Origin of the sequence: Archangium sp. (assembly GCF_036277355.1) — a bacterium.
In the GTDB taxonomy this organism is placed as follows: Bacteria; Myxococcota; Myxococcia; order Myxococcales; family Myxococcaceae; genus Archangium.
In genome coordinates, this window is the sequence record NZ_DASUNC010000200.1 from 1 (window position 1) to 25388 (window position 25388).

Sequence of the window (25388 nt, forward strand, 5' to 3'; positions counted from 1 at the left end):
AGGATTTCACCCATGACGCGCCTCCTGCCGTTTGGTGGTGGTTGTCTGAACAACACCCCTCTACCACTCGGGAGGTCAGGCGCGTCACCCTTCTTTTCCGGTCACCCTCCAGCCCTTCTGGTGAATAAGGCGGGGTGAGGACAACCTCGAGCACGAGCACTACACGGACTCGGGTGGCAAGTCCGGTGGCCAGAAGGAGAAGCTCGCCTATACGGTGCTCGCGGCGAGCCTGGCCTACCAGTTCGGGCTGCAATGGGGAGAGACGCGCTCGCGCTCGTTCCGCTTCGTCGTCATCGACGAGGCGTTCGGCCGGGGCTCGGACGAATCCGCGGCCTATGGGCTGGAGCTCTTCCGCCAGCTCAACCTGCAGCTCCTCATCGTGACGCCCCTGCAGAAGATTCGTGTCATCGAGCCCTTCGTGGCGAGCGTGGGCTTCGTGCACAATGACGAGGGTCAGCGCTCCAAGGTGCGCAACCTCACCCTCGAGGAGTACCGGGCCGAGCGCGAGGCGCACAGCGCATGAGCGCGCCCTCGGAGTGGACCACGCCCGAAGCCCTGCGTGCACAGGTGCAACGCGCCTGGGACACGGGGCGCATCCTCGCGGCGTCCCTCTCCGGAGAGCCGCTCTTCCCGCTTCCGCTCCGGCTGCGCCGGCCAGACAACGCGGCCCTCTCGAATCACTTCGACGAGGTACGACAGTGGATTCGCGCATTGGAGGAAGGCAGCCGGGAAGCACTGGGCTACGGGTACACCCTCGAGTGGACGCAGGTGCGCCACCGCCAGCTCGGTCACAACCGCGTCCCTTGCGCGGCCGTCATCCCCACGCAGGCGGATGCGCTGCGGCTGGTGCGCAAGTCACGTGAAGCGGAACGCTTCGGAGAGCTGGCGGCGGCCACGCTGCAAGCCTTTCCGGAGCTGCACGGCCAGGTGGTGAAACGCCCCTTGCGCCTCCTGGAGCACGCGGAGGACTGGAGGCGGGTGCTCGCCGTGCTGGCATGGTTCCGCGCCCATCCCCGCTCGGGGCTGTACTTGCGCCAGCTCGACATCCCCGGTGTGGACACGAAGTTCATCGAGCGCCATGAGGGACTCCTCTCGGAGTGGCTCGAGCGGCTGCTCCCTCCCGAGGCGATGGACGTGAGCGCCCCACGCTCCGATTTCGAGAGACGCTTTGGACTGCGGAGCAAGCCGGCACGGGTCCACTTCCGGCTGCTGGACCCGCGGCTCTCCATCCAGGGTCTCCGCGACCTGTCCGTCCCCGCGGCGGAGTTCGCCGGACTGCGGCTCCCGGTGGAGCAGGTGTTCATGACGGAGAATGAAATCAATGGCCTGGCCTTTCCAGACGTGCCGGGAAGCCTCGTCATCTTCGGCCTGGGCTATGCGCTGGAGCGGCTGGGCGAGGTCACCTGGCTCGCGTCCAAGCGCCTCTATTACTGGGGCGACCTCGATACCCACGGATTCGCCATGCTCGATCGCCTGCGGGCCGCGTTTCCCCAGGCCCGCTCCCTCCTCATGGACCGGGAGACCCTGATGGCGCATGAGCCCTTGTGGGTCGAGGAGCGTGAACCCCACCACGGAACCCTCGGCCGGCTGACCGCGGCCGAGTCCACGCTCTTCCGGGACCTTCAGCAGGACCGCTTGGGACCCCGAGTCCGGCTCGAGCAGGAGCGCATCCGCTACGGATGGTTGGAGCACGCGCTCGCCGGGCTGCTGGACCAAGGACGGTCCTGAACCTCGGCTGCGGCCTCGACACCCGGGTGTATCGAATCGATCCGGGGCCCAAGGTCCGCTGGTTCGACGTCGACCTTCCCGACGTCATCGCGCTGCGCGAGCAGCTCTACCCGGAGCGCGAAGGCTATCGCCGGATTGGCTCTTCGGTGACGGACCTCTCCTGGCTCGATGCCATCCCTGGAGACACGCCGGTGCTCGTCATCGCCGAGGGACTGGTGATGTACCTGCACGAAAAGGATGGGACGGCGTTGTTCCGGCGGCTCACCGAGCAGTTCCCGAGCGGGCAGCTCGCCTTCGACGGCTACAGCGGGGCGATGGTGCGCCTGGTCTCCCGCCTCGCGACGGTGCGTGGCGCGAAGGTCGAGCTCGTCTGGGGAATCAACGATCCGCACGACCTCGAGAAGCAGGTCCCGAGGCTTCACCTCGTCGAGGACGTCTCGTTCCTGACGATGCCCGAACTGGTCGGCCGGCTGTCCAGGAGCTGGTTCTCCAAGGCGATGGCCGGGGCCCTGGGCCGACGGCCGTTCTACCGGAACCTGGTCCGGCACCTGCGCTACGAGTTCCAGGGCAGTGGGCCCCGGCCGTAGGAGTCAATCATTGCGGCCCCAATAACCTGAAATCCCGGCTCTTCCATGAAAACGCCATTTTATGCTATACCCGGAGTGCGTCCGACGCTCGCTCCGGGTGCGGCATGAGGCCGTCTTCATGGAACGAGCGCCCGACCCGGCCTACCCATGAACTTCAAGAAACTCCTCCCGCGTACCACCTTGTCCCTGGGTCTCATGTTCAGCCTGGCCGCGTGCCAGCAGGAGGACGCCCCCCCTCCGCAGGCCCAGGCTCAGGTCATCGAGACCGTCCGCATGTCCGTGGAACAAGAACCCTCGGACACGGCCTTCGATGACCTCTACAAAGCGGCGCTGGAGGTGAAGCCCGGCAGCGACAGCCTTCCCCCGGATCAGCTCAAGCTCCTGGCGGATCAACTGACCGCGGAGGGGTTGTCCGAGGAGGAGTTCAAGAGTGCCATCCTCCGCTACTACGCCCTCAACGCCGCGGACGTGGAGGCCGTGCTGGCGCAGGTTCGCGCGCGCCACATCGAGTACGCCAGGACGAATGGACAGGACGTGGCGCAGCAGATGGAGGACGAGCCGAAGATCGCCGCCGCCGTCCAGGACCTGAACAAGTACGCGCTGCAGGCCTACGGTCTCCCCTTCCACCAGGCCACCCTGCGGGACAACACCGGGTTCGGGGAGGAGATTGTGCTGTCCCACGGGCTGACGCCCCCGGTGACGGAGAAGGCGTTCTACTGCGCGGAGGACTACTACCCGCGCTACGTCAGCGGCTCGTTGCCCTGGAGGATCCGCTCGTCCTGGAGCGTCCAGTCCCGCTACCGGTGGCAGGACGGCTGCCAGCTCAACCACGGTCCGTTCAACGATGACATCAGGAATTGGATCGCGCTGAGCGGCGGTGTGGTGGGAATGATCTACACCAACGGCTGGGGTGGGAAGCTCGCCGCCAACAACCGCAACTTCTATTACAAGTGGTGGACGCTCCCCATCTTCGGGCTCACCCCCTGGCACATGATGATGTTCCTGAAGGCCCGCGCCTACTGAGCCACGGGCCACCCCTTACGCCATGGCCATCGTCAGGTGTTCGTCCGTGTGCCGGGTCGCGTGGTGTGGGGTGGCCCTTTTGTTCGTATCGGTGCTCGCCGGTTGCGCCACAGCGCCCGGCGTACAGCCCCGCCCCTGGAATTCGAGGGGGCAGCGAACCCTCGCGGCGATGAGCGACAGCCCAGGGGTGGTGGGGGAACCCACTGGCCTGACGCTCAAGGGCTACAACGTCCCAGGGCGGAATCCGAACTCGCGGATGCCCTGGGAACTCTTCCTGGGCGGCGCCGCACACCGGCTGATTGCCTATATGTACGGGGTGAGGCATCCGGATCGCCAAGTCTATTACAACAACAAGCACATCAAGGTCATCATCGAGGAAACGAGGATTGGAGATGTGTCCCGCCTGCTCCCGGGCGAGCACAAGATAAGCCCCGACATCACGGACATTACCCGCCGTGCGCTCTTCGAGATCAAGCCCTGGCACGAGCAAGGCCTCCAGGAAGGACGTGAGCGGTCGAGAACCTATCTGGCCGCGTTGAACCGGACCATCCTGGCCGGCAAACACTTCACGGGTGGCTCGGACTTCCACGGCGAAGTCCTGATTCGCTTCGCACGAGGACAATACATCTGGCGACTGGAGTGGCGGACCCACGAACCCGGAGTAGTGCTGTACCGCTGGACCCGTAGCCAGCAGCGCTTCGAGTCCGAGAGAGCGGCGTACGAGGCTGGGCAGTGGGAGGAGCTCGAGGCGGAGGAATTGCGACAGTACGGCGGGTGGGTGGAGAAGGCCGTGGAAGACATGATCAGCCGACGCGAGAAACTCGCCACCTTCAGTGGAGCCATGGGCCTCGTTATCGATCTCGTGGGCAATGCCGCGAGGGTGGTGCTGTGGGGTGCACTCCTGAGCCAGATGGACTCGAGTCCGGGAGCCCAGCAGCCCCCCGCTCAAGGAGGAGGACAGGTCATCCCCTTTCCAGCGAGGCCGCAACCCATGGAGCCCCCGCGCCAGGTACCCGCCGCCGCGAGCATGCCCCTTCCTCACTGAGAACCTGGTTTGCTAGGACGCACGTCATGATGCCCGGACAGACGTCCTCCCTGCGACTGCCGTCCTTCCTGCATGGCACCTTCCGCTCAGTCCAGCAGAAGGCAAGGAAGGAAGGATTGCGGTGCGGCGAGCAGTACCACAAGGACGGCACCTTCCCGGCGCCCCGGCAGCTGTTGGAAGTCCCCCCTGACGAAGTGGTGCTGGCGCACGAGGTGGTGGACTTCCAGCGCGAGCGCCCAGCCTGGCGGCTGTACATGGTGTCGAACCTCATGGGCCATTTGTCCGAGACCCCGTCTGGAGAAAGGCGGAATCCATTTCCCGTGAGGGACAATTACGAAACGTTCTTTCGCGAGACGGCGTGGGGCTCACTGTTCTTCGCGACCACATACCTGCACCCGATGAGCGCGGAGCGTACTGCGCAGCGTCTCCAGGCGGTGTTGCGCTTCTGGGAACCGCTCCAAGGGGCGCGCTATCTCTTCAAGAAACTGGGTGCGGCACATACCTTGGAGGAGCTGATGGTGGCTGCTTGCGGCTGGGCCCTTGAGGCATGGTACCCCGAGAAAGAAGCATCGGTGCGCGTACGCCTGGAGAAAGCGGCGGAGCACATGGCCCGAGCGAACCGGGAGGACAGCATCGAGGCCATTCTCAGACAGCTGCCCCGGGCGCTTTCTTCCGAGCGAGACCTGAAGCACCGGCAGGTTCTGTCTGATCCCACCTTTCAACGAGAGCGCCTCGCATCACTCGATCCGTCCTCTTTCGAGCGGGTGTCTGGTGCATGCACGGCAGAGCTGCTCGCGCTGTTGTTCGACTGGGACGACAAGCTCGAGGCGCATCAAAAGCCAGTATAGGTGTCAAACACCTCGTAGGGATTGACTCTGGTCACTCGACCATTCTTGCTGCGCAGAGCGTCTGCTCGTAGAACTCGCAACAACACAGCCGCAGCCTGTTGCACGCGGGCGCCTTCACCACGAGGTATGGCGGGCGGGCGTAGGAGTATCCCCAGTCAAGTCTCCGTACAACATCGTCCATCGGACAAATACTAGACACCTAACTGGATGCGCGAAGAGCGAAGCGCTGCGATGCACCTCGCCTTGTTCCGTTTCAGCCACCGCACCGTGGAGCGCCAATAGAAACAGGAGCAAAGCACGTCATCTGCCTTCTCTTGCCCTGCATCGGGAAGAGCGTCAACCAAGCAATTTGAACCTCGAACCAAGAATCGCCAATGGGCGTGGCGCATAAGTGGCTGCATTACCCTGAGTCGATCTGGCAAGAAGCCCCTTCTCTTGCAAAGGCTGCAGATAACCCTGGATGAAATTAGGAGCATTTTGAATACTGTAATCTTTATAATCTTTAGGACGCGCCGAGCCCTTCTCGCAAATCAACCGCAACACTCGTTTTTCCCTATCCGAAAGTTTCAATCGACCGAGCTGTTGTTTCGTAGAGTTTTGAAGAATTCTTTCGGCCTGCGAAGGCGGGATAGTGCGCAACTTAGGATCATCAGCAATCGCGTCAGTTATAATCTCATCGGCAACCTTGAAGACATACCTAATCTCCCCAGAAGACGCATCAAAAAGAACCCTAAGCAACTCCTCACCGATAGGCGCAACAGCATCATCTCTAAGACGGTAAAAATTCAAGCGGGCTTGCGTTGCAAGATTGAAATCATCCCAAGAAAGCCCCTCCAAGGTTGTTTCAGTGCCTTTGATTCGCTGCGTAACCCTCGGAGCTTCTGCATCAATCAAGTCGTACAGCCCCCGCTGACCAATCAAAACCCACCAAACAGACCTCATCGCAAATAGAGTATCACGGTATTTATTCAGCAACTTAATGACTTCATCCGAATCAACCATCTCGATATTATCAATAGCCATTACAATACCGCGATAATTGCGTATCAACCTTGCCGAATCCGCAAGGGCAGCCAAGCGATCCACTAAGGAATCTGGAGAGAAGTCCTCCAACTTCCTCTTTGCCACAGAAACGGAAAACGTAGCACTGCCGCCAACCCCCAAAACTGTTCCACCGCCTCCTTTTGACGTGCTTTCTGACTGATTTAGCGAATCCATCCAATCTGCGGTTTCAGTCACAACAGGCGGAACCGGCTCCCCGAGAAGGCTACAGCTCCACCTAACAGAATTGATCGCAGACCGGATAAATCTGCCCAACAAGTTGTGCTCTTCGATTTTTTCTTCGAGTTGCACAGTTTTGACACAAGGCATGATCAAAGGAGGATCAAATGCCAAGTCAAATTCTCTCTTCCCCATCAAGCAAAGGTACTGACAAACATTCAGGAAGCTAGTCTTCCCTGTTCCAATATTTCCACCAATAACCGTTGTAGCCCCAGTAGAGGAGTCCCACTTTCCCAACAGACGCCGAATTTCCGCACCACGACCGACAAAAAGATCCACTCCCTCTCGTGAAATAGTCAGCGGCGTTGCGAAATATGGGTTCTCACGAAAACCAAGTATGTTCCAAAGGCTTTGCATTTCCGCCCAACCTTCCATTCACGCTGCGTGTAATGACCTCATACGCCCAAACGCAATCATATTTCAGTCCAACCCCGATCAGCAGCCTCAGCCGTTCGCCGCCGCGGGGCTCGCGCCGAAGCCCCGTGCCACGCGCGTCCTGTCCTCCTGGTAGCGCCGCAACAGCCACTGGCCCGAGGGCCTCGCCCGCACGGACGCGCGCAGCTCGGCGAGCGCCTTCGGCACCTCCTCCGCCGGCCGCACCGTGTACGGCGAGCCCTCGGCCGCCACCAGCGGGCTGTAGAGCGACGCCGCGGTGATGTCCGCGATCGACAGCGACTCGCCCACCAGGTAGCGCGACGGGTCTCCTTGAATCTCCCGCTCCAGCCTGTCCAGCCCCTCCAGCATCTTCACCCGCGACTCCTCCACCTTGTCGGGCGTCAGCGCGTACTGGCGCCGGATGGCTGTCTTGATGACGGGCAACAGCACCATGCCCACCAGGCGCAGCGGCAGCGGGAACGCGCCGAACATCAGCGGCTTGATGTCCGCTCCACTGGCGAAGAGCGTCGCGTACACCCAGCGGCGCACGTGCTTGCCGGCCATCTCGTCGAAGTACGTCTCCAGCTCGAGCACCCGCTCGCGCTCGGGTCCTCCAGCCGGAATCAGCGCCGGAGCCGCCGGGTAGGCACGCTCCAGGTGCAGGGCGATGTCCGTGGAGTCCGTGACCACCGTGCCCCGATCCACCAGCACGGGCACCGTGCCCCGGCCCCCCTTCGTCAGGCGCTTCGTCACGAAGCGGTGCGGGCCAGGAATCAGGTTCTCGATGACGTAGGGAAGCCCCTTCGCGTCGAGGTTCCAGCGGGTCTTCTCGCAGTAGTGCGAGATGGGGAACTGGTACAGCGTGATCTCGGGTCGGGCCATGGGCCGGCAGCATGCCGCTTCCCAGGCCCCCGGGTACAGCGGGGCTTGCGCGGCGAAGCCCCGAACAGAGGAGAATGCCCCCATGAGAATCCACGCCTGCCTCGCCCTCGCCGTCCTCGCCACCGCCTGCGGCCGGGAGCCGCCCACCCAGGAGGAGATCGACGACGCGAAGACGCGGGTGGACCTCGCCATCCACGCGGCCCATCAGGCCCGTATCGCGCTCGAGTTGCTCGGGCTCCTCCCCGTCTACACCTGTGACGAGCCACGGCGCACCTTCGTGGGCCGGGCCGCCGAGGGTGTCCAGGTGAAGACCGCCTGCGTCACCGCCACCGCCGAGGCCCGGAGCGAGTCCTCGGACGCGGTGGTCTTCTCCTTCCCGGACACGCCGTGCTCCGTGAACGGACACACCGTGTCGGGACACACCGACTTCATCTACCAGGGAGGTGAGGAGCGGATGGACCTCACCGCCGACCTCAACGGGCTGACGGTGGACGGCCAGGTGCTCCAGGCCACGGTGGGCTACGGCACCTGCGGCGACGAGACGCGCTTCTGGACCGCCGCCGCGGGCGCCATCCCGGGCCGTCCCGGCCACACCTACCGCGTGGACGGGCGGTTGGGCGTGCGCGAGGGCGCTCCCGTCTTCGGGGGCACCTCGCTCGTGTTCGACGGACCGGGCCAGGTGTCCGGGCCGCTGGGCACGGACCGCGTCACCTTCACCGCCCTGGAGTACGAGGTGGGCGAGTTCCTGCCCAAGAAGGGCCAGGCCTTCATCGAGACGGCCCGAGGACACCGGGTGCGGGTGGACTTCAGCGAGGTGCTGTGGCGGGTGGGCAAGGTGGAGGTGGAGATCGACGACAAGGCCCCGGTGACGGTCCCCATCGTCCGCTGAGCCGCGCCCGAGGTAGACTGGGCGGCATGACCGCCCCCGATTCCCGCCCCGCCTCCGGCCTGCTCGCCCGCGCCCTCAAGAAGGTCGGGGAGCTCACCAGCCCGGAAACCCGCTCGGGCAAGGTCTTCACCCAGGCCGAGCGGGGTCTCACGAAGGTGGCCGCCCGCCTGGCCGAGAGCCCCACCTTCCTGCGCGTCAGCGGCGGGCTCATGCGCCGCGGCTTCACCCTGCAGATCCGCCGCACTTCACTCATGGAGAAGACGCTGCACTCGCTGCGTGTGCCCACCTCCTCCGAGGTGGACTCCCTGCGCGACCAGCTGCGCCGCATGGGGGACCAGGTCGAGGCCCTCGGCTCGCAGCTCGAGCACGTCGTGGAGCTGCTCGAGCGCCAGGAGCAGCCGCCGGCCGCCCCGGACGCCACCCGCTCCGTCTCCCCCACCCTCGCCGCCTCTCCCGTGCCCGTGCCCCGGCGCCGCCGCAATGGCTCGGCCCGGTAGGAGCCCCGGTCATGCCCTCCGGCCTTCTTCCCCCTGGAGCCCTCCCGTGAATCGGCCCGCCCAAGCCTTCCAGCGGATCCGCTCGTTCGTGTCGTCGCAGGTGGACGTCTCGCGCTCGCTCGCGCAGGCGCTGCAGGACCGCTCCATCAATCCGTACCCGTACCTCAAGCCCCTCTTCGAGAAGGCCGCCGGGGTGCGCGAGCCGCCCATCAGCCCCACGCCGCACTCGGTGGTGTACACGCGCGGCAGCATGCGCCTGTTGCGCTACGCCTCGCCCCGGCGCCGCTACCGCACGCCCATCCTCTTCGTCTACTCGCTCATCAACCGCTGGTACATCCTCGACTTCCTGCCCGGCCGCAGCCTCATCGAGTACCTCACCCGCCAGGGCCATGACGTCTACGCCATCGACTGGGGCATCGCCGGGCAGGACGAGCAGAACCTCACCTGGAGCGGGCTGCTCGGCGGCCACATCCGCACCGCCGTGCGCTGGACGCAGCGGGTGAGCGGCAGCGACGACGTGACGCTCTACGGCTACTGCATGGGCGGCACCATGGCGCTCGCCTACACCTCGCTCCACCCCGAGGGCGTGCGCAACCTGGTGGTGCAGGCCACCCCGGTGGACTTCAGCAAGGGCGGCATCTACTCGCTGTGGACGCAGCCCCAGCACTTCGACGTGGACTCGCTGGTGGATGCCTACGGCAACGTGCCCACCTACGTGCTGGAGAGCGGCTTCTTCATGGCCGGCCCCGTCCAGCGCATCACCAAGTGGTTGGACCTGTGCCGGCAGATCGACGACCCGGCCTTCGTCACCACCTTCCTCGCGCTGGAGCGCTGGGGCGCCGATGCCGTGCCCTTCCCGGGCGAGGTGTACCGGCAGTACATGCGCGACTGCTACCAGCAGAACCTCTTCTGCCAGAACCGCATGGAGGTGGGCGGCGAGCGGGTGGACCTGAGCCGCATCCACTGCGCCGTGCTCAACATCATCGCGGAGCAGGACAACATCGCCCCGCCGGCCATGAGCGAGCCGCTGCAGGGCCTGCTGGTGGGCACGAAGGACTGTCAGACGATGCATTTCCCGGTGGGCCACATCGGCCTGTCGGCCTCCAGCAAGTCGCCGGTGAAGGTATGGCCGCGCATCGACGGCTGGATGAGTCAGCGTTCGCGGCCCATGGAGGGAGGGGAATGAACGAGGCGCGGGGACGGGAAGTCCGGGTGCTGTCGCGAGAGGGCGCGGTGCGGCTGCGCGACGGTCGCAAACTGGCCTACGTGGAGGCCGGGAACCTTCAGGGCATGCCGGTCATCTTCCTGCACGGCAACCCGGGCTCGCGCTACATGCGGCACCCGGATGACGCGCTCACCGCCAGCATGGGCGTGCGGCTCATCACGCCGGATCGTCCGGGCTACGGGCACTCGGACTTCAAGCGGGGCCGCACCCTGCTGGACATGCCGGCGGACATCGAGCAACTGGCCAACGAGCTGGGGCTGGGGCGCTTCGCGGTGATGGGCGTGTCCGCGGGAGGCCCCTACGTGGCGGCCTGCGCGTACCGCCTGGGCGAGCGGCTGACGGGCGCGGCCATCGTCTCCGGCTCGGCGCCCTTCAACCGCAGCGACGCCATGGCGGGCGTCAACCGGGACTACCGCGCGGCCTACAGCATGGCCATGTGGCCGGGCTGGCTGCTGGAGCCGGTGATGCGCCTGCACGACCGCACCGTCCGCCGCAAGCCCGACTCCGCCCTCGTGGCGCTGATGAAGGAGTGCTCGGCGGATGACCGCGCCGTGCTGTCGGACCCGGCCATCTCCAAGCAGGTGAAGGGCTTCCGCCTCGAGGCCTCGCGCCAGGGGGTGCAGGGGATGATTCAGGAGGCCCGGCTGCTCACCTCGCCGTGGGGCTTCCCGCTGGAGGACATCCGCATCCCGGTGCACCTCTGGTACTGGGAGGGAGACTCCATCGTGCCGCTGCAGATGGGGCGCTACCTGCACGCGCGCATCCCGAACACCGTGCCCCACTTCCTGCCGGGCGGAGGACACTTCTCCCTCTATTCGAACTGGAAGGACATCCTCACCCCGCTGGTACGTGGCTGACGGACCCAGGGTCCCGGGAATGAGCGGGACCTGCGCTATCGCACGTCGAGGATGCGGCCCTTCCCGTCGATGGCGTAGGTTGCCCCGGCATCGAGAACGATCGCATCGATGCCACACCGGGACAGCCGGGGCAGGAAGCTCACGAAGTAGAGTTCTTCACTGACCTGCAAGACCGACGTGTCGTACGTCTCCCAACGCGAGAGGCACTCCGCGAGCCGTGGGTTGTCCGCCGTCACCTTCGAACCGTGCGGAATGAAGTCGTCCATCGCAACCCGGAGTGCCGCCAGGGTGGGCCCATTCAAGCGGACACCTTGCTCGAGGGAGTTGGGAAACGTCACCCGCTCCGCCTCCTCAGGAGGGGCCCACTCCGCCTTCTGGTGCTTGTGATAGCCAAAGTGGGAGAGCAGGGAGCAACCCGTCAGGAGGCAGGAGCAGCAGAGCACAACGGGCACGAGCGATTTCATGGCAACCAGTCCTGCCCCTCGAACATCCGGATGTCCCCAGCGTCATTACCAACCTGGCCAATGGCAACCCATTCACCGCCGCGCAAGGCCGAGACCACGCGCGTCGTATTGTTGTACCCATACGCTCTGCATTCCCCATTCTTCTCTCGATAGAGAAGCAGCAACTGACGGTCGAAAACCCGTCCGGTACGCTTGTCAACCAGACGCGTCGGGCGCCACAGACTCTCGCCGCTCAAGTCTCCTCTCGAGAACTGCCGATTGTTGGGATGGGAATGAGCCCCTCCCAGGATGATGGACTCCCTGTGCTCCGGGTCATCCACCACACTGGGTAGCTCACAGAACTTCCGCCCACCGGCCTTGGTGCCTCCGATGTCGGAGAGATAGCTGAGGAAGAACGCGTTCTCCACGCCCGAGTAATAGTGCAGCGCGCAGTACTCGAAGCCGTAGGCACCGTTCGATGCTCCGGGCTGGCGGGTCATGATCTCACATGCGTTCGTGGCCAGTTCCTCCGACGTCTTGAACGGCCCCGCCAGCGGCCCGTCAACCTGGAGCCGCCCATCTTCCATACGGCGCACTCGAACATGGGGGTTGGGAGCCGAGCATCCCCAAGCGCTTCCCACCAGCCACAGCAGCATCCAGCAGCAGCGCCTGGACATGTCTTCTCCCCGAAAGCCCTCTTTGAACGAACCGTCAAGAAAGAGTTCCAAGATTATCATGGAACGACCTGGATTCGACGCGCAAACGATTTCACCAGCTGAAGGCCCCACGCGTTCTCCGCTAGCGTCCCCGGTGTGAGCGACGACACCTCCCTGCCAGCGTTCCGCACCGTGCCGCGCACGGGCGTCATCTACGTCACCGCCGAGGCCACGCGCCGCGGCTACCGCGCCGGAGACCCCGAGTGGTGCAACCTCGGCCAGGGCCAGCCCGAGACGGGGGAGCTGCCCGGCGCCCCGCCCCGCATCGGCAGCGTCACCGTGGACGTGAACGACCTGGAGTACGCCCCCGTGGCCGGCCTCTGGGAAGTGCGCGAGGCCATCGCCTCCCTCTACAACCGGCTCTACCGGCGCGGCCTCCCCAGCCAGTACTCCGCCGAGAACGTGTCGCTCTCCGGCGGTGGCCGGGCCGCCCTCACCCGCGCCGCGGCCAGCCTCGGCACCGTCAACCTCGGCCACTTCCTCCCGGACTACACCGCCTACGAGGAGCTGCTGGACGTCTTCAAGGCCTTCACCTCCATCCCCATCCTCCTCGAGGGCGAGCGCGGCTATGCCTTCACCCACGAGGACCTGCGCCGGGAGATCCAGGGCCGCGGCCTCTCCGCCCTGCTCTTCTCCAACCCCTGCAACCCCACCGGCAAGCTGGTGCAGGGCGAGGAACTGGCGCGCTGGGTGGGCGTCGCCCGCGAGCAGGAGTGCACCCTGCTCATCGACGAGTTCTACTCGCACTACCTCTGGACGGGCCGCCCCGGGCACCTGCCCCTGGAGAGCGCCGCCCGCTACGTGGAGGACGTCAACAAGGACCCCATCGTCCTCTTCGACGGCTTCACCAAGAACTGGCGCTACCCGGGCTGGCGCATGACGTGGACCCTCGGCCCGCGCCAGGTCATCGACGCGGTGTCCAGCGCGGGCAGCTTCCTCGATGGCGGTGGCAGCCGGCCCCTCCAGCGCGCCGCGATTCCCCTGCTGGACGAGCAGCTGGTGGTGAAGGAGACGCTCGCCATCCACCACCACTTCCGCGAGAAGCGCGACCGCTTCCACTCGCGCCTGGAGCGGCTGGGCATCCGCACGGACCGGCCGCCCGATGGCACCTTCTACGTCTGGGGCAACGTGTCCGGACTGCCCGCCCCCCTCAACGACGGCATGGGCTTCTTCCGCGCCGCGTTGGACGAGAAGATCATCACCGTGCCCGGCGAGTTCTTCGACGTGAACCCCGGCAAGCGGCGCGCCCGCCCCTCGCGCTTCCGCAGCTACGTGCGCCTGTCCTTCGGCCCCTCCATGGAGGTGCTGGAGAAGGCCCTGGGCCGCCTGGAGGCCCTGGTGCTCCGCCACACCGGCCGCTAGTCCCTTTCCTGGAGACCCCCACCATGGACCATCCGCACTACTACCACTCGCACGACCTGGCCCGCTTCCCGGACATCGGGAAGAACCGGCCCGAGCTGGCCCAGAAGTTCTTCGACTGGTACGGCGCCGTCTTCGCCGAGGGCGCCCTGTCCGCGCGCGAGAAGTCGCTCATCGCCCTGGCCGTGGCGCACGCCGTCCAGTGCCCCTACTGCATCGAGGCCTACAGCAAGGACGCGCTGGAGAAGGGCTCGGACCTGGATCAGATGACCGAGGCCATCCACGTGGCGGCGGCCATCCGTGGCGGCGCCTCGCTCGTGCACGGCGTGCAGATGCGCAACCACGTGGACAAGGTGGGCATGTAGGAGACCCGTCATGTCCAGGAGCACCCCGCCCTCCCTCCAGGCCCGGAGCAGTCCCCTCGCCGCTCCCGCCACCCAGCGGGAGGCCCTCCACCAGGTGCCGCTCCCCCGCGAGTTCGACGAGGCGCTGCGGCAGTCCGGGCTCCACCCGCTGCGGCCCTCGCGGCTCGACATCTTCCAGATGAACCTCGGGAAGATGTGCAACCAGACGTGCCGCCACTGCCACGTGGACGCGGGGCCGGACCGGCGCGAGGTGATGAGCCGCGAGACCATGGAGCTGTGCCTCGCGGCGCTGGCGAAGACGTCCATTCCCACCGTGGACCTCACGGGCGGCGCGCCGGAGATGAACCCGCACTTCCGCTGGCTGGTGGAGGAGGTGCGCAAGCTCGGCCGCCATGTGATGGACCGCTGCAACCTCACCATCCTGGAGACGAAGCCCCATTACGATCTGCCCGGCTTCCTCGCCGAGCACCGGGTGGAGGTGGTGTGCTCGCTGCCCCACTACCGGGCGCTCAACACGGACAAGCAGCGCGGCGAGGGCGTCTACGAGCAGTCCATCCGCGCGCTGAAGCGGCTCAACGCGCTCGGGTATGGAGATGGCCAGAGCGGCCCGCGGCTGGTGCTGGTGGCGAATCCCGTGGGTGCCTTCCTGCCGGCCGGACAGGCCTCGCTGGAGGCGGAGTGGAAGCGGGAGCTGCTGCGCCACCACGGCATCCGCTTCGACAGCCTGTATGCCCTCACCAACATGCCCATCAGCCGTTTCCTCGAGTGGCTGCGGGAATCCGGCAACCTCGATGCGTACCTGCAGCGGCTGGTGAGCGCCTTCAACCCCGCCGCGGCCCGCGGGGTGATGTGCCGCAACACCCTCTCGGTGGGCTGGGACGGCCAGCTCTACGACTGCGACTTCAACCAGATGTTGGAGCTCCCGGTGGAAGCCGGGGCCCCGCGCCACATCCGGGACTTCGACCTGGCCGCGCTGGAAGCCCGCGCCCTCGTCACGGATCGCCACTGCTTCGGCTGTACGGCGGGTGCCGGCTCGAGCTGCGGCGGCGCCACCACCTGAACGTCACGAATCCAACACCGCCTACTCCCTTGGACATGGGGGGCCGCCGCCGTCACGGAGCCTGCCTGCCACGCCGAGCAGGCAGGCAGGCGCCTCGGTGCGCCCGGACTCCGGCATTTCACGGGGCCCGTCACATCACGGCGCCCATTTCTCTATCCCGGCAGCAGGAGGCGGAACCTCAATGACCGGGACGCCCTTCACGTTGCCTCCTGAGCAGTACCCGGCGTCCGCGAGTCAGGAGCAACCACCCATGTTGCATGGCGACACCCAGATTCGAGGCCACAACCCCCCCGAGTCGCAGTTTCACGACCGAGGCCGCTTCGGCCGGCTCTTCCCGGGCCTGCCTGTCTTCGCCCCCGACAACGACAAGATCCGCGAGGCGCTCTTCGAGATCGGCAAGCTGGGGGGATTGATGGACGCCCTGGACCTCCCGCCGCCGCCGCCGCCGGATGCGCCCAGGCAGCCCAGCAACATCGACAACGAGACCATTCCCGCCGGCTTCACGTTCTTCGGGCAGTTCGTCGATCACGATCTGACGTTCGATCCGACTTCCATCCTGGAGCGGCAGAACGATCCGGAGGCCATCGAGAACTTCCGCACGCCGGCCTTCGAGTTGGACAACGTGTACGGCTCCGGTCCCCGGGTCTCGCGCCACCTCTATGACGTCAATGACCAGGCGAAGTTCCTCCTCGAGAAGCTCGGCGGTCCCGACTCCAACGACGACATGCCGCGCAACAGCCAGAACACCGCGCTGATCGCGGATCCGCGCAACGACGAGAACACCATCGTCTCGCAGCTCCACGTGGCCTTCCTGAAGTTCCACAACGCCATCGTGGATCATCTGCGCAAGAAGAACCCCAACGACCCGCAGGTCTTCGAGAAGGCCCAGCGGATGGTGCGCTGGCACTACCAGTGGATCATCCTCCACGAGTTCCTCCCGAAGATCGCCGGGCAGCAGGTGGTGGATGACGTGCTGGACGACCGCCCGCGGGAGCGGATCTTCGGCTGGAGGAACGAGCCCTTCATCCCGGTGGAGTTCTCGGTCGCCGCCTACCGCTTCGGACACAGCCAGGTGCGTCCCGGCTACGGACTCAACGCCGGCTTCGGCGCGGCCATCTTCAGCAATGCCGTGCAACCGAACCCGAACGATCCGAACGATCTGCGCGGGGGCAAGCGCGCCGCCCGGCGGTTCGTGGAGTGGGCGCGGTTCTTCGAGGGACTGGCGGACAGCAATCCCCCCCCGATGAACCTCAGCAAGCGCATCGATGCCCGGCTGTCGACCGCGCTCCTCGCGCTGATCCCCGGGGCGCCTGGCCAGGTGGGTGGAAATGGCGTGGGGACGATCACCAATCCCCAGTCGCTCGCGCAGCGCAACCTGCTGCGGAGTCTGGCCCTGCGGCTCCCCTCGGGCCAGGCCATGGCGAGGCGCCTGGGCATCAAGCCCCTGGTGCTCGACGAGCTGAAGCAGTTCGGAGTCGGGTTCGAGACCTCCAGCCCGCCCTGGTACTACATCCTCCGGGAGTCGGAGATGGAGAAGGGCAACGAGGGCAGGCACCTCGGGCCGGTGGGCGCGCGCATCGTGGCCGAGGTCTTCATCGGCGTGCTCCGGGGCGACCGCTTCTCGTTCCTCAACGCCAACCCGAACTGGAAGCCGGAGCTCGCCAACGCGCAGGGCAAGTTCCTCATGGCGGACCTGTTGAGGTTCGCCGGTGTCCCGTTGGTGCCCCCGCCGCCTCCGGCGCCTCCGACGACGTAACACCCTGAACGGGGGCCCTCCTTCTACGAGGGCCCCCTCTTTTTCTTCAGCTTCCACCCGGAGCAGGACGGACCATGAACGTACGCGAGCCAGGCCATTCCCCGTCGAGGACGGTGGAGTTGTTGTGCATCGGGCTGTCCTACCGGACGGCGCCGCTGACGGTCCGCGAGCGGCTGGCGCTGCCCGGGGACCAGCAGGTGGAGCTGCTGCGGCGGCTGGGACAGGCCCCGGCCGAGGCCCTGCTCATCTCCACCTGCAACCGGGTGGAGCTGTACCTGGCCTCGCCGGACGTGGCCCGGGCCCGCCAGCAGGCTCGGGAGGAGCTGGGCAGGATGGGAGGCCCGGAGGTGCTCGAGCAGCTCTACGAGCACCAGGGAGAGGCCGCGCTCACGCACCTCTTCCGGGTGGCCTCCAGCCTGGACTCCATGGTGCTGGGCGAGGCGCAGGTGCTGGGCCAGGTGAAGGACGCCCTGGAGCACAGCCAGGCCGCGGGCACGGTGCACGGCGAGCTGTCGCGCATGTTCGCGGCGGCGTTCCGGTGCGCCAAGCGGGTGCGCACGGAGACGGCCATCGGCATGGCGGCCACGTCCATGGCCAGCGCGGCCGTGGCGCTCGCCAGCAGGGCGTGGGACGGGCTCGAGGAGCGGACGGTGCTGGTGGTGGGCGCGGGCGAGATGTCGGCGCTGGCCGCGCGGCACCTGCGGCGGGCGGGAGTGGGGCGCCTGGTGGTGGTCAACCGCACGCTCGCGCGCGCCGAGGCCCTGGCCGCCGAGGTGGGCGGCACCGCGCGGCCCCTCGAGGAGCTGTTCACCCTGCTCGCCTCCGCGGACGTGGTGGTGAGCGGGACGTCCTCGCCGGTGCCGCTCTTCACCCGGGAGAACGTGGCGCCGGTGCTCGAGACGCGGCAGCGGCCCCTCGTCATGGTGGACCTGGCCGTGCCGCGCGACATCGCGCCCGAGGTGGGCTCGATGAAGCAGGTGCGGATGCTGGACGTGGACGACATCCAGCGCTTCGTCCTGGAGAACGCAGCGGCCCGCGCCGAGGAGGCCCGGAAGGCAGAGGCGCTGGTGGCCGAGGAAGTGGCCCGCTTCATGCGCGAGCGGTCCGTGCGTGAGGGTGTGCCCGTCCTCTCGCGGCTGCGGCAGCACGCCGACACCATCGCCCGCGCCGAGGTGGAGCGAACCCTGTCCTCGCTCGGCGAGTCGCTGTCCGACAAGCAGCGCAAGAGCGTCGAGGCCATGGCCCGGGCCATCATCAACAAGCTGCTGCACGAGCCCACGGCACGTCTGCGGGCGGTGGGCACCGCGCAGGAGGATGTCCTGCTGGCCCAGGTCACCGCGGAGCTGTTCGGCCTCCACGGCTGACGCGGCTGTCCGTCCGCTCTCCAGCCGTCCGGGCATCCGGGCGAGCAGGTTCGCGCCTCCATCCGCAAGCTCATCCAGAAGAGAGGACTGGCTTGCGAGACCTGAAGCGCCTTCTTCATCCCCCCCACCTGTGGGACCTCTTCGTGACGTCCGACCCGGCGCTCGGGCGGTTGCGGCAGGGGGCCCGCGCCATCCTGGGCGCCGGCCTGGCCGCGTTGATCATCTCCCAGCTGGCCCGCTGGCTGGGCGAGCCGCCCACCGTCACCCTGGTGGGGACCATGATGGGGATGATGGGCTCGCAGCTCGCGACCGACCCGGCTCCCCGGGAGCAGCGGCGCACGACGCTCCTCATGGCACTGCCGGCCACGGCCTCGCTCGTGCTGGGGACCCTCACCTCGCGCATCCCCGTGCTCGGGGCGGCGGCCTTCGCGGTGACGATCTTCCTCGCCGCCTGGGCGCGGCGGTTCGGCCCCCGAGGGCTCGCGCTCGGGATGATTGGCTTCTTCGCCTTCTTCAACGCGCTCTTCTTCCACGCGCAGGTGGCGCAACTGCCCGCCCTCGTCGGCGCGGCCCTCGTGGCGCTCGGTATCGCCTACGCGGTGCGCTTCGTGCTCGTCCGCGACCGCCCCAGCCGGGAGCTCCACCGCTTCCTCCGCACCTTCCGGAAGACGGTCGCCATCATGCTGTGGGAGCTGCGGGACATCCCCGAGCGTCCACGGTTGACCCGCTCCGTCCTGCGCCGGCTCGGCCGGGAGCAGGATCGCTTGAATGACTCCGCGCTCGCGGTGGAGGAGCTGCTCACCCGGTGCCAGCCGGCCCTGCGGCTGAGGCTCTTCGACCTGGAGCTCGCGGTCAGCCGGGTGATTGGCGCCGTCCAGCAGGTGGTGGAGTCCGGTGCGCTGGCGCCGGATGCACGCCGGGAGATCCGGCAGGCCCTGGCCGCCGCGCGCACCTTCGTCCGCAATGGGGATCCGGCCGCCCGGCGGCTGATGCAGGAGCACATCGAGCACGTGCGGGGCTCGGTGTCGGACATGCCCGAGGACGCGCCGGGCCGTGCGGATGCGCGGCGGTTGAGCAACTCCATCACGGACCTGGTGGAGGCCGCCGCCCAGCTCCCCCGCGAGGTTCCAAGGCTCGTCCCAGGACAGGCGGCTTCCGCCCCCGCGGGCACGCGTCCACCCGAGAAGCCCGTGGAGAACGGTCTTCATCCCGCGACGCGCCAGGCCATCCAGGTCACCGTGGCGAGCGTGCTGGCGATGGTGGTGGGCCATGCCGTCTCCGCCGATCGCTGGTACTGGGCCGTCATCACCACGTTCGTCATCTTCACGCGGACGAGGACCCTGGGCGACACGCTGCAGCGCGCCTGGTCGCGGGTGCTCGGAACCGTGCTGGGTGTGATTGCCGGGCTGCTGCTCGCGGGACTCGTCAGCGGCCACCGCACCCTCGAGCTCGCGGGCGTCTTCGTGTGCGTCTTCTTCGGCTTCTACCTGATACAGATTTCGTATGCGTGGATGGTCTTCTGGTTCACCACGCTGATCTGCATCCTCTACAGCCTGCTCGGCCTCTTCTCTCCCGGGCTCCTCTACCTGCGCATCGAGGAGACCCTGATTGGCGCGGGGCTCGGCGTGGTCATCGCCGTCCTCCTCCTGCCAGAGCGGACGACGGTGCACATCCACGCGACCGCCCGGCAGGTCCTGGCCGCGGTGTACGACTACCTGGAGGAGGCGGTCGTGAACCGCTCGAAGGACTCGGACCCGGATCGGCTGATCGACGCGGCGCGTACCCTGGATGCGCGCCTGCGCGACCTGAGAACGGCGGCCCGGCCTCTCAACGGACGGCTCGTGCGGTTCGCGCCGCGCACGGCGCGCACGGTGCACTCGGTGTCCGAGCTCGTCCTGTTCGTCCGGCACCTCGCATTGGGCAAGGGTGTGCTGCAGGTGAACGGGGAGACCGGCGAGTTGATCCGCGAGGCCGGGGCCAGGCTCGCGAACAATGCACGCGCGATCGAGCGGGCCCTGGAGCGGAAGGAGGCCCCCAGCCTCGAGCCCGCGTCTCCGCTGCTCGAGAAGGCACGGAAGTCACTCGCTGGAGCGGAGACCATCCGGCGGGGTCCGGCGAGCCCGCCCATCCTGCTGCACTGGCTCGCGCGCGTGGACGACACGCTCCAGTTGATCGCCAGGACGGCGGGCGCGTTCCGTGGGAGACCGCTGCCACAGCGGATCTGAGCCTCTTGGACCTCACTTGCCGAAGTCCAACGCGTACTCCCGTGACACGCGGGAGAGCTTGCGCTCCAGGCGCTCGATGCGGCGGCGCAGGGCGTCGGAGCCCTCGGCGGGCGCGGCGAGCCGTGCGTGATGCAGGGCGCGTGGAAGGTCCTTGAGGCCGTGCTCGTACAGCTTGGCCAGCGAGAGGTGCAGCGGCGCCACCTGCTCCGCCCGCGCCGACGCGAGCGCCCGCTGCAGGTTCGCCACCGCCGTCCGGTCATCCCCCACCCGGCGCGACAGGCGGGAAGCCATCGCGAGCGCCTCGGCGCCCACCGCGCCCGTGTCTCCCGCCGCCGCGGCCCGGGCGAAGGCGTGGGCCCGCTCGTAGTCCCGCGCCCGGAGCGCCACTCCCGCGAAGCCCAGCAGATCTCTCGGGTCCTGGCCCTCGGCACCGCTCGCCCGGAAGCGCCGCCCCAGCACGCCCAGCAGCGCCGCCAGCAGCAGCAGGTCGTTCGCGTTGTGCTCCAGCACCGGTGTCAGCGCCGAGCCGTCCGCGCCTCGCAGGAAGCGGAAGTAGAGGTCCGGAATCAGCGCCCCGTCCACGTCCCCCACGCGGTGGTAGTCGAGCACCTGCTCCTCCAGGTGCACCAGCCGCGTCCCCGAGCCCCGGTACTTGAAGACGCGGCGCGCGCAGTGCAGCAAGTCCAGGTGCGGCAGCTCCGCGGGCACGGGCACGCGGTTGAGCACGAAGCGCGTGCGCAGCAGCGGCCAGTCGAAGCTCTTGCCGTTGAACGTCACCAGGCAGGAGGACCCGGCCATGCGCTCGGCCAGCGCCCGCAGCATCGGCGCCTCCTCGCCCAGCCGCTTCAGGAAGAGTTGGTGCACCCGGAGCGAGCGGCCCTCGAACCACGCCAGGCCCACCAGGAAGGGCACCGTGCCCGTTCCTCCCGCGAGCCCCGTCGTCTCCGTGTCCAGGAAGAGCATCCGCTGGAAGTCCACGCCCGCCAGTCCCGGCTGCAAGGCAAGACTCGCCACCAGCGGAGACTCCACGTCCAGGGCCTGCGCGAGCGGCGCGTTGCCGTGGTGGTGCTCCGGAGGGAGCAGACGCTCGGCGACGTGGATGACGCCGTGTGGAGTCGTCCGGGGCTCGGCGGGCAGTGGACCCGGACGCGGAGCCACCGAGGGGCCCCTGCGCGCCACCGCCACGCCCTGACGCTCGGACCAGTCGCCGAGCATCCGCTTCAGCGCCACCACGCGCGGATCCGGCTCCTGCCGGGGCTCCACCGGGGCAGGCGGCTCCACGGGAGCGGGAGGCGCCTCCACCGGGGGAGCGGCGGACGACTCCGCCACCGGGGCCTCCGGAGCGGGAGACGGTTTCGCCCCCGGCTTCCCACCGGGACCGATACCGCCAAGCCGGGCCAGCTTGCGTTTCAAGTCCACGGCGCACCTCGCCTACTGCAGGGCCACGACGCCAAGGGCCGAGAGGATGTCCAGACCGAGCCGCTTGCGCGGGTGGGCATCCACCGGCGCGCTCCCGGGCATGGCGCCCGCGGCCGGACCGATGCACGCGGGGCACCCGTCCTCGCAGCCGCACGACTCGAGCAACCGCCGGGCGCGCCGCAACAGCTCGTCGCGCTGGTCGAACAGGCGCGCGGCCAGCCCCACTCCGCCGGGGATGTTGTCGTAGAGGAAGATGGTCGGGTCGAAACCCACGCCGCCGTCCTTGCGCGGCGGACCGTCCGCGTCGTCCTTGCTCCCGAGCGTCTTGCCCAGATCCCTCGGGTCGATCATCAACCCCACGCAGGCCACCGTCCGCAGCGCGCTGGCGATGCCCCGGAGCGCGTCGATGACGGCGGGCCTCGGCGCGCCCAGCGAGCGCACCACGGTCTCCGGCACGGTGAGCCAGAGCGACGTGGTGTGCATCTGCATCTCGGGCAGGTTCACGTCGCCGTAACCGACGTTCTCGTGCGTGTGGTACTTGATCTTCTTGTACCCCACCACCTTCTCGATGACGCTCACCTCGCCCATGCCCGCCTGGAGCGAGGGGCCCATCGCCGCGCCCTGGTCCTCCTGGATGACGTTGACGCGCACGTACGTCATCGCGTCCGTGAAGTAGTCCGGCGCCACCTTGCGCACGTAGGCCTTGTGGTTCTCGTAGTCGAAGCGCTCGACCTGGTACTGCTCGGCCTCGTGCTGGTAGATGGCCTGCTCGTGCAGCATCGTGTGCGCCGAGCGGAAGTCCATCTCCGCCAGCGTCCGATCCGTGCCCAGCTCGATGATGACCACGTTGTCCCAGCCCACGCTGCGCAACGACACGTGGTTGGCCGGGTACGCATCCGCGGACCAGTGGAACATCCGCTTGCCCTCGGCGCCCGGCGTGGGGTGCACCACCTCGTGCTGCGCGAGGTACCCCAGCGCGTCCGCCGTGGACTCGGCCGGCACGTCCCCGAAGGTGTCTCCCTCCTCGAAGGGCAGCTCGAAGGCGGCGCACTTGAGGTGCTGGACGAGGATCTCCACGTTGTCCGGATCGATGCGCGCGTGCTCCACCGGAGCACCGGTGAGCGAGCGGGGATCCCCCGCGAGGTATTGATCCAACGGCGCGCTGGAGGTGACGAGGAGCGCGAGGCTGCCCGCGCCCCGGCGGCCCGCGCGGCCGAAGCGCTGCATCAGCGCCGCCACCGAGCCCGGGTAGCCCGCGCACACCACCGCGTCCAGCGAGCCGATGTCGATGCCCAGCTCCAGCGCGTTGGTGGCCACCACGCAGCGCACCTCCCCGGCGCGCATGGCGGCCTCGGTGGCCCGGCGCGTGCCCGGCAGGTAGCCACCGCGGTAGCCCTGGATGAGGTTGGGGTCCATCTTGTCCGCGATGAACTGGTCGCGGAGGTACTTGAGCATCACCTCGATGTTGTTGCGCGACTGGCCGAAGAGCAGCGTGGACACCTCGGCGCGCACCAGGTCCGACACCAGCCGCACCGCGCTCTTGAGGTAGCTGGCGCGGATGCCGAGCTCCGCGTTCACCACCGGCGGGTTGTAGACCATGACGCGGCGCTCGCCAGCGGGCGCGCCACTCTCGGAGACGAGCGCCACCTCGCGGCCCAGCATCCGCTCGGCGTGGGCCTTCGGGTTGCCGATGGTGGCCGAGGCCAGCACGAACACCGGCGACGAGCCGTGGAAGGCCGCCACGCGCTGCAGCCGGCGCAGCACGTTGGCCAGGTGCGAGCCGAAGACGCCCCGGTACGTGTGCAGCTCGTCGATGACGACGTAGCGCAGGTTGGAGAAGAGCCGCGCCCAGTTGGCGTGGTGCGGGAGGATGCCGGTGTGCAGCATGTCCGGGTTGGTGAGCACCACGCCGCTGCGCTCACGGGCCGCCCGGCGCGCGTCCCCCGGCGTGTCCCCGTCGAAGGTGATGGCGCCGTGCTCCAGGCCCGCCTCGCGCATGAACACGCGCAGCGACTCCTCCTGGTCCCGGGAGAGCGCCTTGGTGGGGAAGAGGTAGAGGGCGCGCGCCCCCGGCTCCCGCGCGAAACGGTCCAGCAGCGGCAGGTTGTAGCAGAGGCTCTTGCCCGAGGCCGTGGGCGTGGCGATCACCAGGCTGCGCCCGGAGCGCGCCAGTTGGTAGGCCTCGGCCTGGTGGGAGAAGAGCTGCTCGATGCCTCGGCGCTGGAGGGCCTCGCGCACCTGGGGCGCCACCTCGGCGGGGATGGGCGCGTAGGAGCCCACCCGGGCCGGCGTCACTTCGTCGAGGACGAAGTTGGGCGAGAGCTGTCTGTCGTCGCGCCAGCCGTTGAGCACGGCGTCCAGACCGCGGGGACCCGTCCAGGGCTTGCGCCGGGAACCGGTGAAAGCGCCTTCATCCTTCTCTCGCTTCATGGGGCCGGGCACTGTACAGACGTGCACCCGGCGAGGCAACGCGCGCGCGCATTCCCTCCTGGAGAGCGTCCCGGCGAGCGTCGTGACACGGACTCGCGCGCTGTAGCTCCACGTTGCGGCACCTGGGAGCGCACCGCACGTTGTGCGCAGATGAACGCCCCCTTCCGCCACCGGACCGAGGCCGGGGAGAGGCTGGCCCGGTTGCTTCCGCACCTCGCCGGACGCGAGGACGTCACCGTGCTCGCCGGACGCGGAGGTGCGTGCGTTGCTGGCACGGGCCTGGGGCCCTCAGCCCCTCCCTCCTCCTGAGCCCACCGGCTTGTCCAGCTCCAACGCGCGCCACATGTACCAGCTCGCCACCGAGCGCCACGGACGCCAGCGCTCCCCGTAGGCCAGCAACTCCTTCGGGCGCGGCAGCTCCTCGAGACCGTAGGTGCGCATGAAGCCCTTGCGGACGCCGTAGTCGTCCACCGGCAGCACGTCCGGCCGGCCCAGCCGGAACATGAGCAGCATCTCCACCGTCCACTGCCCGATGCCACGCACCTTCGTGAGGTGCTCCACCAGTTCGGCGTCACTCATGCTCTTCGCCCGGGCCAGCGTGGGGACTTCGCCCTCCAGCGTCTTCGCCGCCAGGTCGCGGAGTGCCGCCGTCTTGGCTCCGGACAGCCCCGCCTCGCGCAGGCCCTCCACGGGATGGGCGAGCACCGCGTCCGGCGTGAAGCGCCGCCCCTTGCCCACGCGCTCGCAGACGCGCCCGAAGATGGTGGCCGCCGCCTTCCCCGTGAGCTGCTGGTAGACGATGGACTCCGCCAGCGCCAGGAAGGGGCTTTGAATCGAATTCACCTTCATGCGGAAGGGCCCCACCTGCTTCATCAGCGCGCCGAGCGTCGGGTCCGCCTTCACCAGCATCCTTCGCGCGGCGGGCGTGAAGCCCTCGGGCAGGAGGCTGTCGGCGGATGGAAGGGCGTCAGTGGCGGGAACGGCACGAGCGGTCGCGGCGGGCATGGACCCATC

Annotated in this window: 23 protein-coding genes; 16 read left to right on the top strand and 7 right to left on the bottom strand. The window is 67.8% G+C overall.

All coding sequences use genetic code 11. The annotated features are described in order from the left end of the window. Positions 1–124 precede the first annotated feature (124 nt). From VFZ09_RS49255 to VFZ09_RS49280, 6 genes are all read left to right on the top strand, one after another. On the top strand, positions 125–523 hold the full coding sequence (locus VFZ09_RS49255; RefSeq protein WP_329734880.1) for an SbcC/MukB-like Walker B domain-containing protein: 399 nt from the start codon (positions 125–127) through the stop codon (positions 521–523). Beyond that, the gene (locus tag VFZ09_RS49260) at positions 520–1728 is read left to right on the top strand and encodes a DUF3322 domain-containing protein (RefSeq protein ID WP_329734814.1); all 1209 of its coding nucleotides are present in this window, start codon (positions 520–522) and stop codon (positions 1726–1728) included. The genes VFZ09_RS49255 and VFZ09_RS49260 overlap by 4 nt, the downstream gene beginning before the upstream one ends. Positions 1729–1754: 26 nt before the next feature. Continuing rightward, positions 1755–2315 carry a hypothetical protein gene (locus VFZ09_RS49265; RefSeq protein WP_329734815.1) on the top strand — a complete coding sequence of 187 codons (561 nt, stop codon included), beginning with the start codon at positions 1755–1757 and terminating at the stop codon, positions 2313–2315. Positions 2316–2462: 147 nt separating this feature from the next. Next, positions 2463–3338: a hypothetical protein gene (locus VFZ09_RS49270; RefSeq protein WP_329734816.1), complete on the top strand. Its 876-nt coding sequence runs from the start codon at positions 2463–2465 to the stop codon at positions 3336–3338. A 169-nt stretch (positions 3339–3507) separates the two neighbouring features. Further along, positions 3508–4383: a hypothetical protein gene (locus VFZ09_RS49275; RefSeq protein WP_329734817.1), complete on the top strand. Its 876-nt coding sequence runs from the start codon at positions 3508–3510 to the stop codon at positions 4381–4383. A gap of 26 nt (positions 4384–4409) precedes the next feature. After that, positions 4410–5231 (top strand): hypothetical protein, encoded by an 822-nt coding sequence (locus tag VFZ09_RS49280; RefSeq protein ID WP_329734818.1) that lies wholly within the window; start codon positions 4410–4412, stop codon positions 5229–5231. Positions 5232–5567: 336 nt separating this feature from the next. Here VFZ09_RS49280 and VFZ09_RS49285 read toward each other — a convergent pair whose 3' ends face one another. Further along, positions 5568–6869: a hypothetical protein gene (locus VFZ09_RS49285; RefSeq protein ID WP_329734819.1), complete on the bottom strand. Its 1302-nt coding sequence runs from the start codon at positions 6867–6869 to the stop codon at positions 5568–5570. An 87-nt stretch (positions 6870–6956) separates the two neighbouring features. After that, positions 6957–7769, bottom strand: coding sequence for a glutathione S-transferase family protein (locus VFZ09_RS49290; RefSeq protein ID WP_329734820.1), 813 nt, complete (start codon positions 7767–7769; stop codon positions 6957–6959). 82 nt (positions 7770–7851) lie between these two features. Here VFZ09_RS49290 and VFZ09_RS49295 point away from each other — a divergent pair, with 82 nt between their 5' ends. From VFZ09_RS49295 to VFZ09_RS49310, 4 genes are read left to right on the top strand one after another with little or no spacing between them, the layout of a single operon-like run. Then, complete coding sequence (locus tag VFZ09_RS49295) at positions 7852–8658, top strand: hypothetical protein (RefSeq protein WP_329734821.1); 807 nt, start codon at positions 7852–7854, stop codon at positions 8656–8658. A 26-nt stretch (positions 8659–8684) separates the two neighbouring features. Further along, positions 8685–9155, top strand: coding sequence for a hypothetical protein (locus VFZ09_RS49300; protein WP_329734822.1), 471 nt, complete (start codon positions 8685–8687; stop codon positions 9153–9155). Positions 9156–9201: 46 nt separating this feature from the next. Continuing rightward, on the top strand, positions 9202–10341 hold the full coding sequence (locus tag VFZ09_RS49305) for an alpha/beta fold hydrolase (RefSeq protein ID WP_329734823.1): 1140 nt from the start codon (positions 9202–9204) through the stop codon (positions 10339–10341). Next, a complete protein-coding gene (locus VFZ09_RS49310; protein WP_329734824.1) occupies positions 10338–11237 on the top strand; it encodes an alpha/beta hydrolase in 900 nt (299 codons plus the stop codon). Before VFZ09_RS49305 ends, VFZ09_RS49310 begins: the two co-directional genes overlap by 4 nt. Positions 11238–11272: 35 nt before the next feature. Here VFZ09_RS49310 and VFZ09_RS49315 read toward each other — a convergent pair whose 3' ends face one another. Together VFZ09_RS49315 and VFZ09_RS49320 are read right to left on the bottom strand one after the other, a co-directional pair. Then, positions 11273–11701: a hypothetical protein gene (locus tag VFZ09_RS49315; protein ID WP_329734825.1), complete on the bottom strand. Its 429-nt coding sequence runs from the start codon at positions 11699–11701 to the stop codon at positions 11273–11275. Next, positions 11698–12417 (bottom strand): hypothetical protein, encoded by a 720-nt coding sequence (locus VFZ09_RS49320; protein ID WP_329734826.1) that lies wholly within the window; start codon positions 12415–12417, stop codon positions 11698–11700. Before VFZ09_RS49320 ends, VFZ09_RS49315 begins: the two co-directional genes overlap by 4 nt. 75 nt (positions 12418–12492) lie before the next feature. Here VFZ09_RS49320 and VFZ09_RS49325 point away from each other — a divergent pair, with 75 nt between their 5' ends. The 6 genes from VFZ09_RS49325 to VFZ09_RS49350 all read left to right on the top strand — a co-directional run bounded on the left by VFZ09_RS49325 (position 12493) and on the right by VFZ09_RS49350 (position 20525). Beyond that, entirely contained in the window at positions 12493–13758 is a 1266-nt protein-coding gene (locus VFZ09_RS49325; RefSeq protein ID WP_329734827.1) for a pyridoxal phosphate-dependent aminotransferase, read from the top strand. 23 nt (positions 13759–13781) lie between these two features. Then, a complete protein-coding gene (locus tag VFZ09_RS49330; protein ID WP_329734828.1) occupies positions 13782–14120 on the top strand; it encodes an arsenosugar biosynthesis-associated peroxidase-like protein in 339 nt (112 codons plus the stop codon). Positions 14121–14130: 10 nt separating this feature from the next. Then, positions 14131–15180 carry an arsenosugar biosynthesis radical SAM (seleno)protein ArsS gene (gene arsS, locus VFZ09_RS49335; protein WP_329734829.1) on the top strand — a complete coding sequence of 350 codons (1050 nt, stop codon included), beginning with the start codon at positions 14131–14133 and terminating at the stop codon, positions 15178–15180. Positions 15181–15430: 250 nt separating this feature from the next. Beyond that, positions 15431–16936, top strand: coding sequence for a heme peroxidase family protein (locus tag VFZ09_RS49340; RefSeq protein WP_329734830.1), 1506 nt, complete (start codon positions 15431–15433; stop codon positions 16934–16936). Positions 16937–17049: 113 nt separating this feature from the next. After that, positions 17050–18300: a glutamyl-tRNA reductase gene (hemA, locus tag VFZ09_RS49345; RefSeq protein WP_329734881.1), complete on the top strand. Its 1251-nt coding sequence runs from the start codon at positions 17050–17052 to the stop codon at positions 18298–18300. Between the two features lie 92 nt (positions 18301–18392). After that, positions 18393–20525, top strand: a complete 2133-nt coding sequence (locus VFZ09_RS49350; protein WP_329734831.1) for an FUSC family protein — start codon at positions 18393–18395, stop codon at positions 20523–20525. A gap of 12 nt (positions 20526–20537) precedes the next feature. Here VFZ09_RS49350 and VFZ09_RS49355 read toward each other — a convergent pair whose 3' ends face one another. The 3 genes from VFZ09_RS49355 to VFZ09_RS49365 form a co-directional block, all read right to left on the bottom strand. After that, complete coding sequence (locus VFZ09_RS49355) at positions 20538–21944, bottom strand: ribonuclease H-like domain-containing protein (protein WP_329734832.1); 1407 nt, start codon at positions 21942–21944, stop codon at positions 20538–20540. Between the two features lie 12 nt (positions 21945–21956). Beyond that, positions 21957–24374: a DEAD/DEAH box helicase gene (locus tag VFZ09_RS49360; protein ID WP_329734833.1), complete on the bottom strand. Its 2418-nt coding sequence runs from the start codon at positions 24372–24374 to the stop codon at positions 21957–21959. A 288-nt stretch (positions 24375–24662) separates the two neighbouring features. Next, positions 24663–25379, bottom strand: coding sequence for a DNA-3-methyladenine glycosylase (locus VFZ09_RS49365; RefSeq protein WP_329734834.1), 717 nt, complete (start codon positions 25377–25379; stop codon positions 24663–24665). Between the last annotated feature and the right edge of the window lie 9 nt (positions 25380–25388).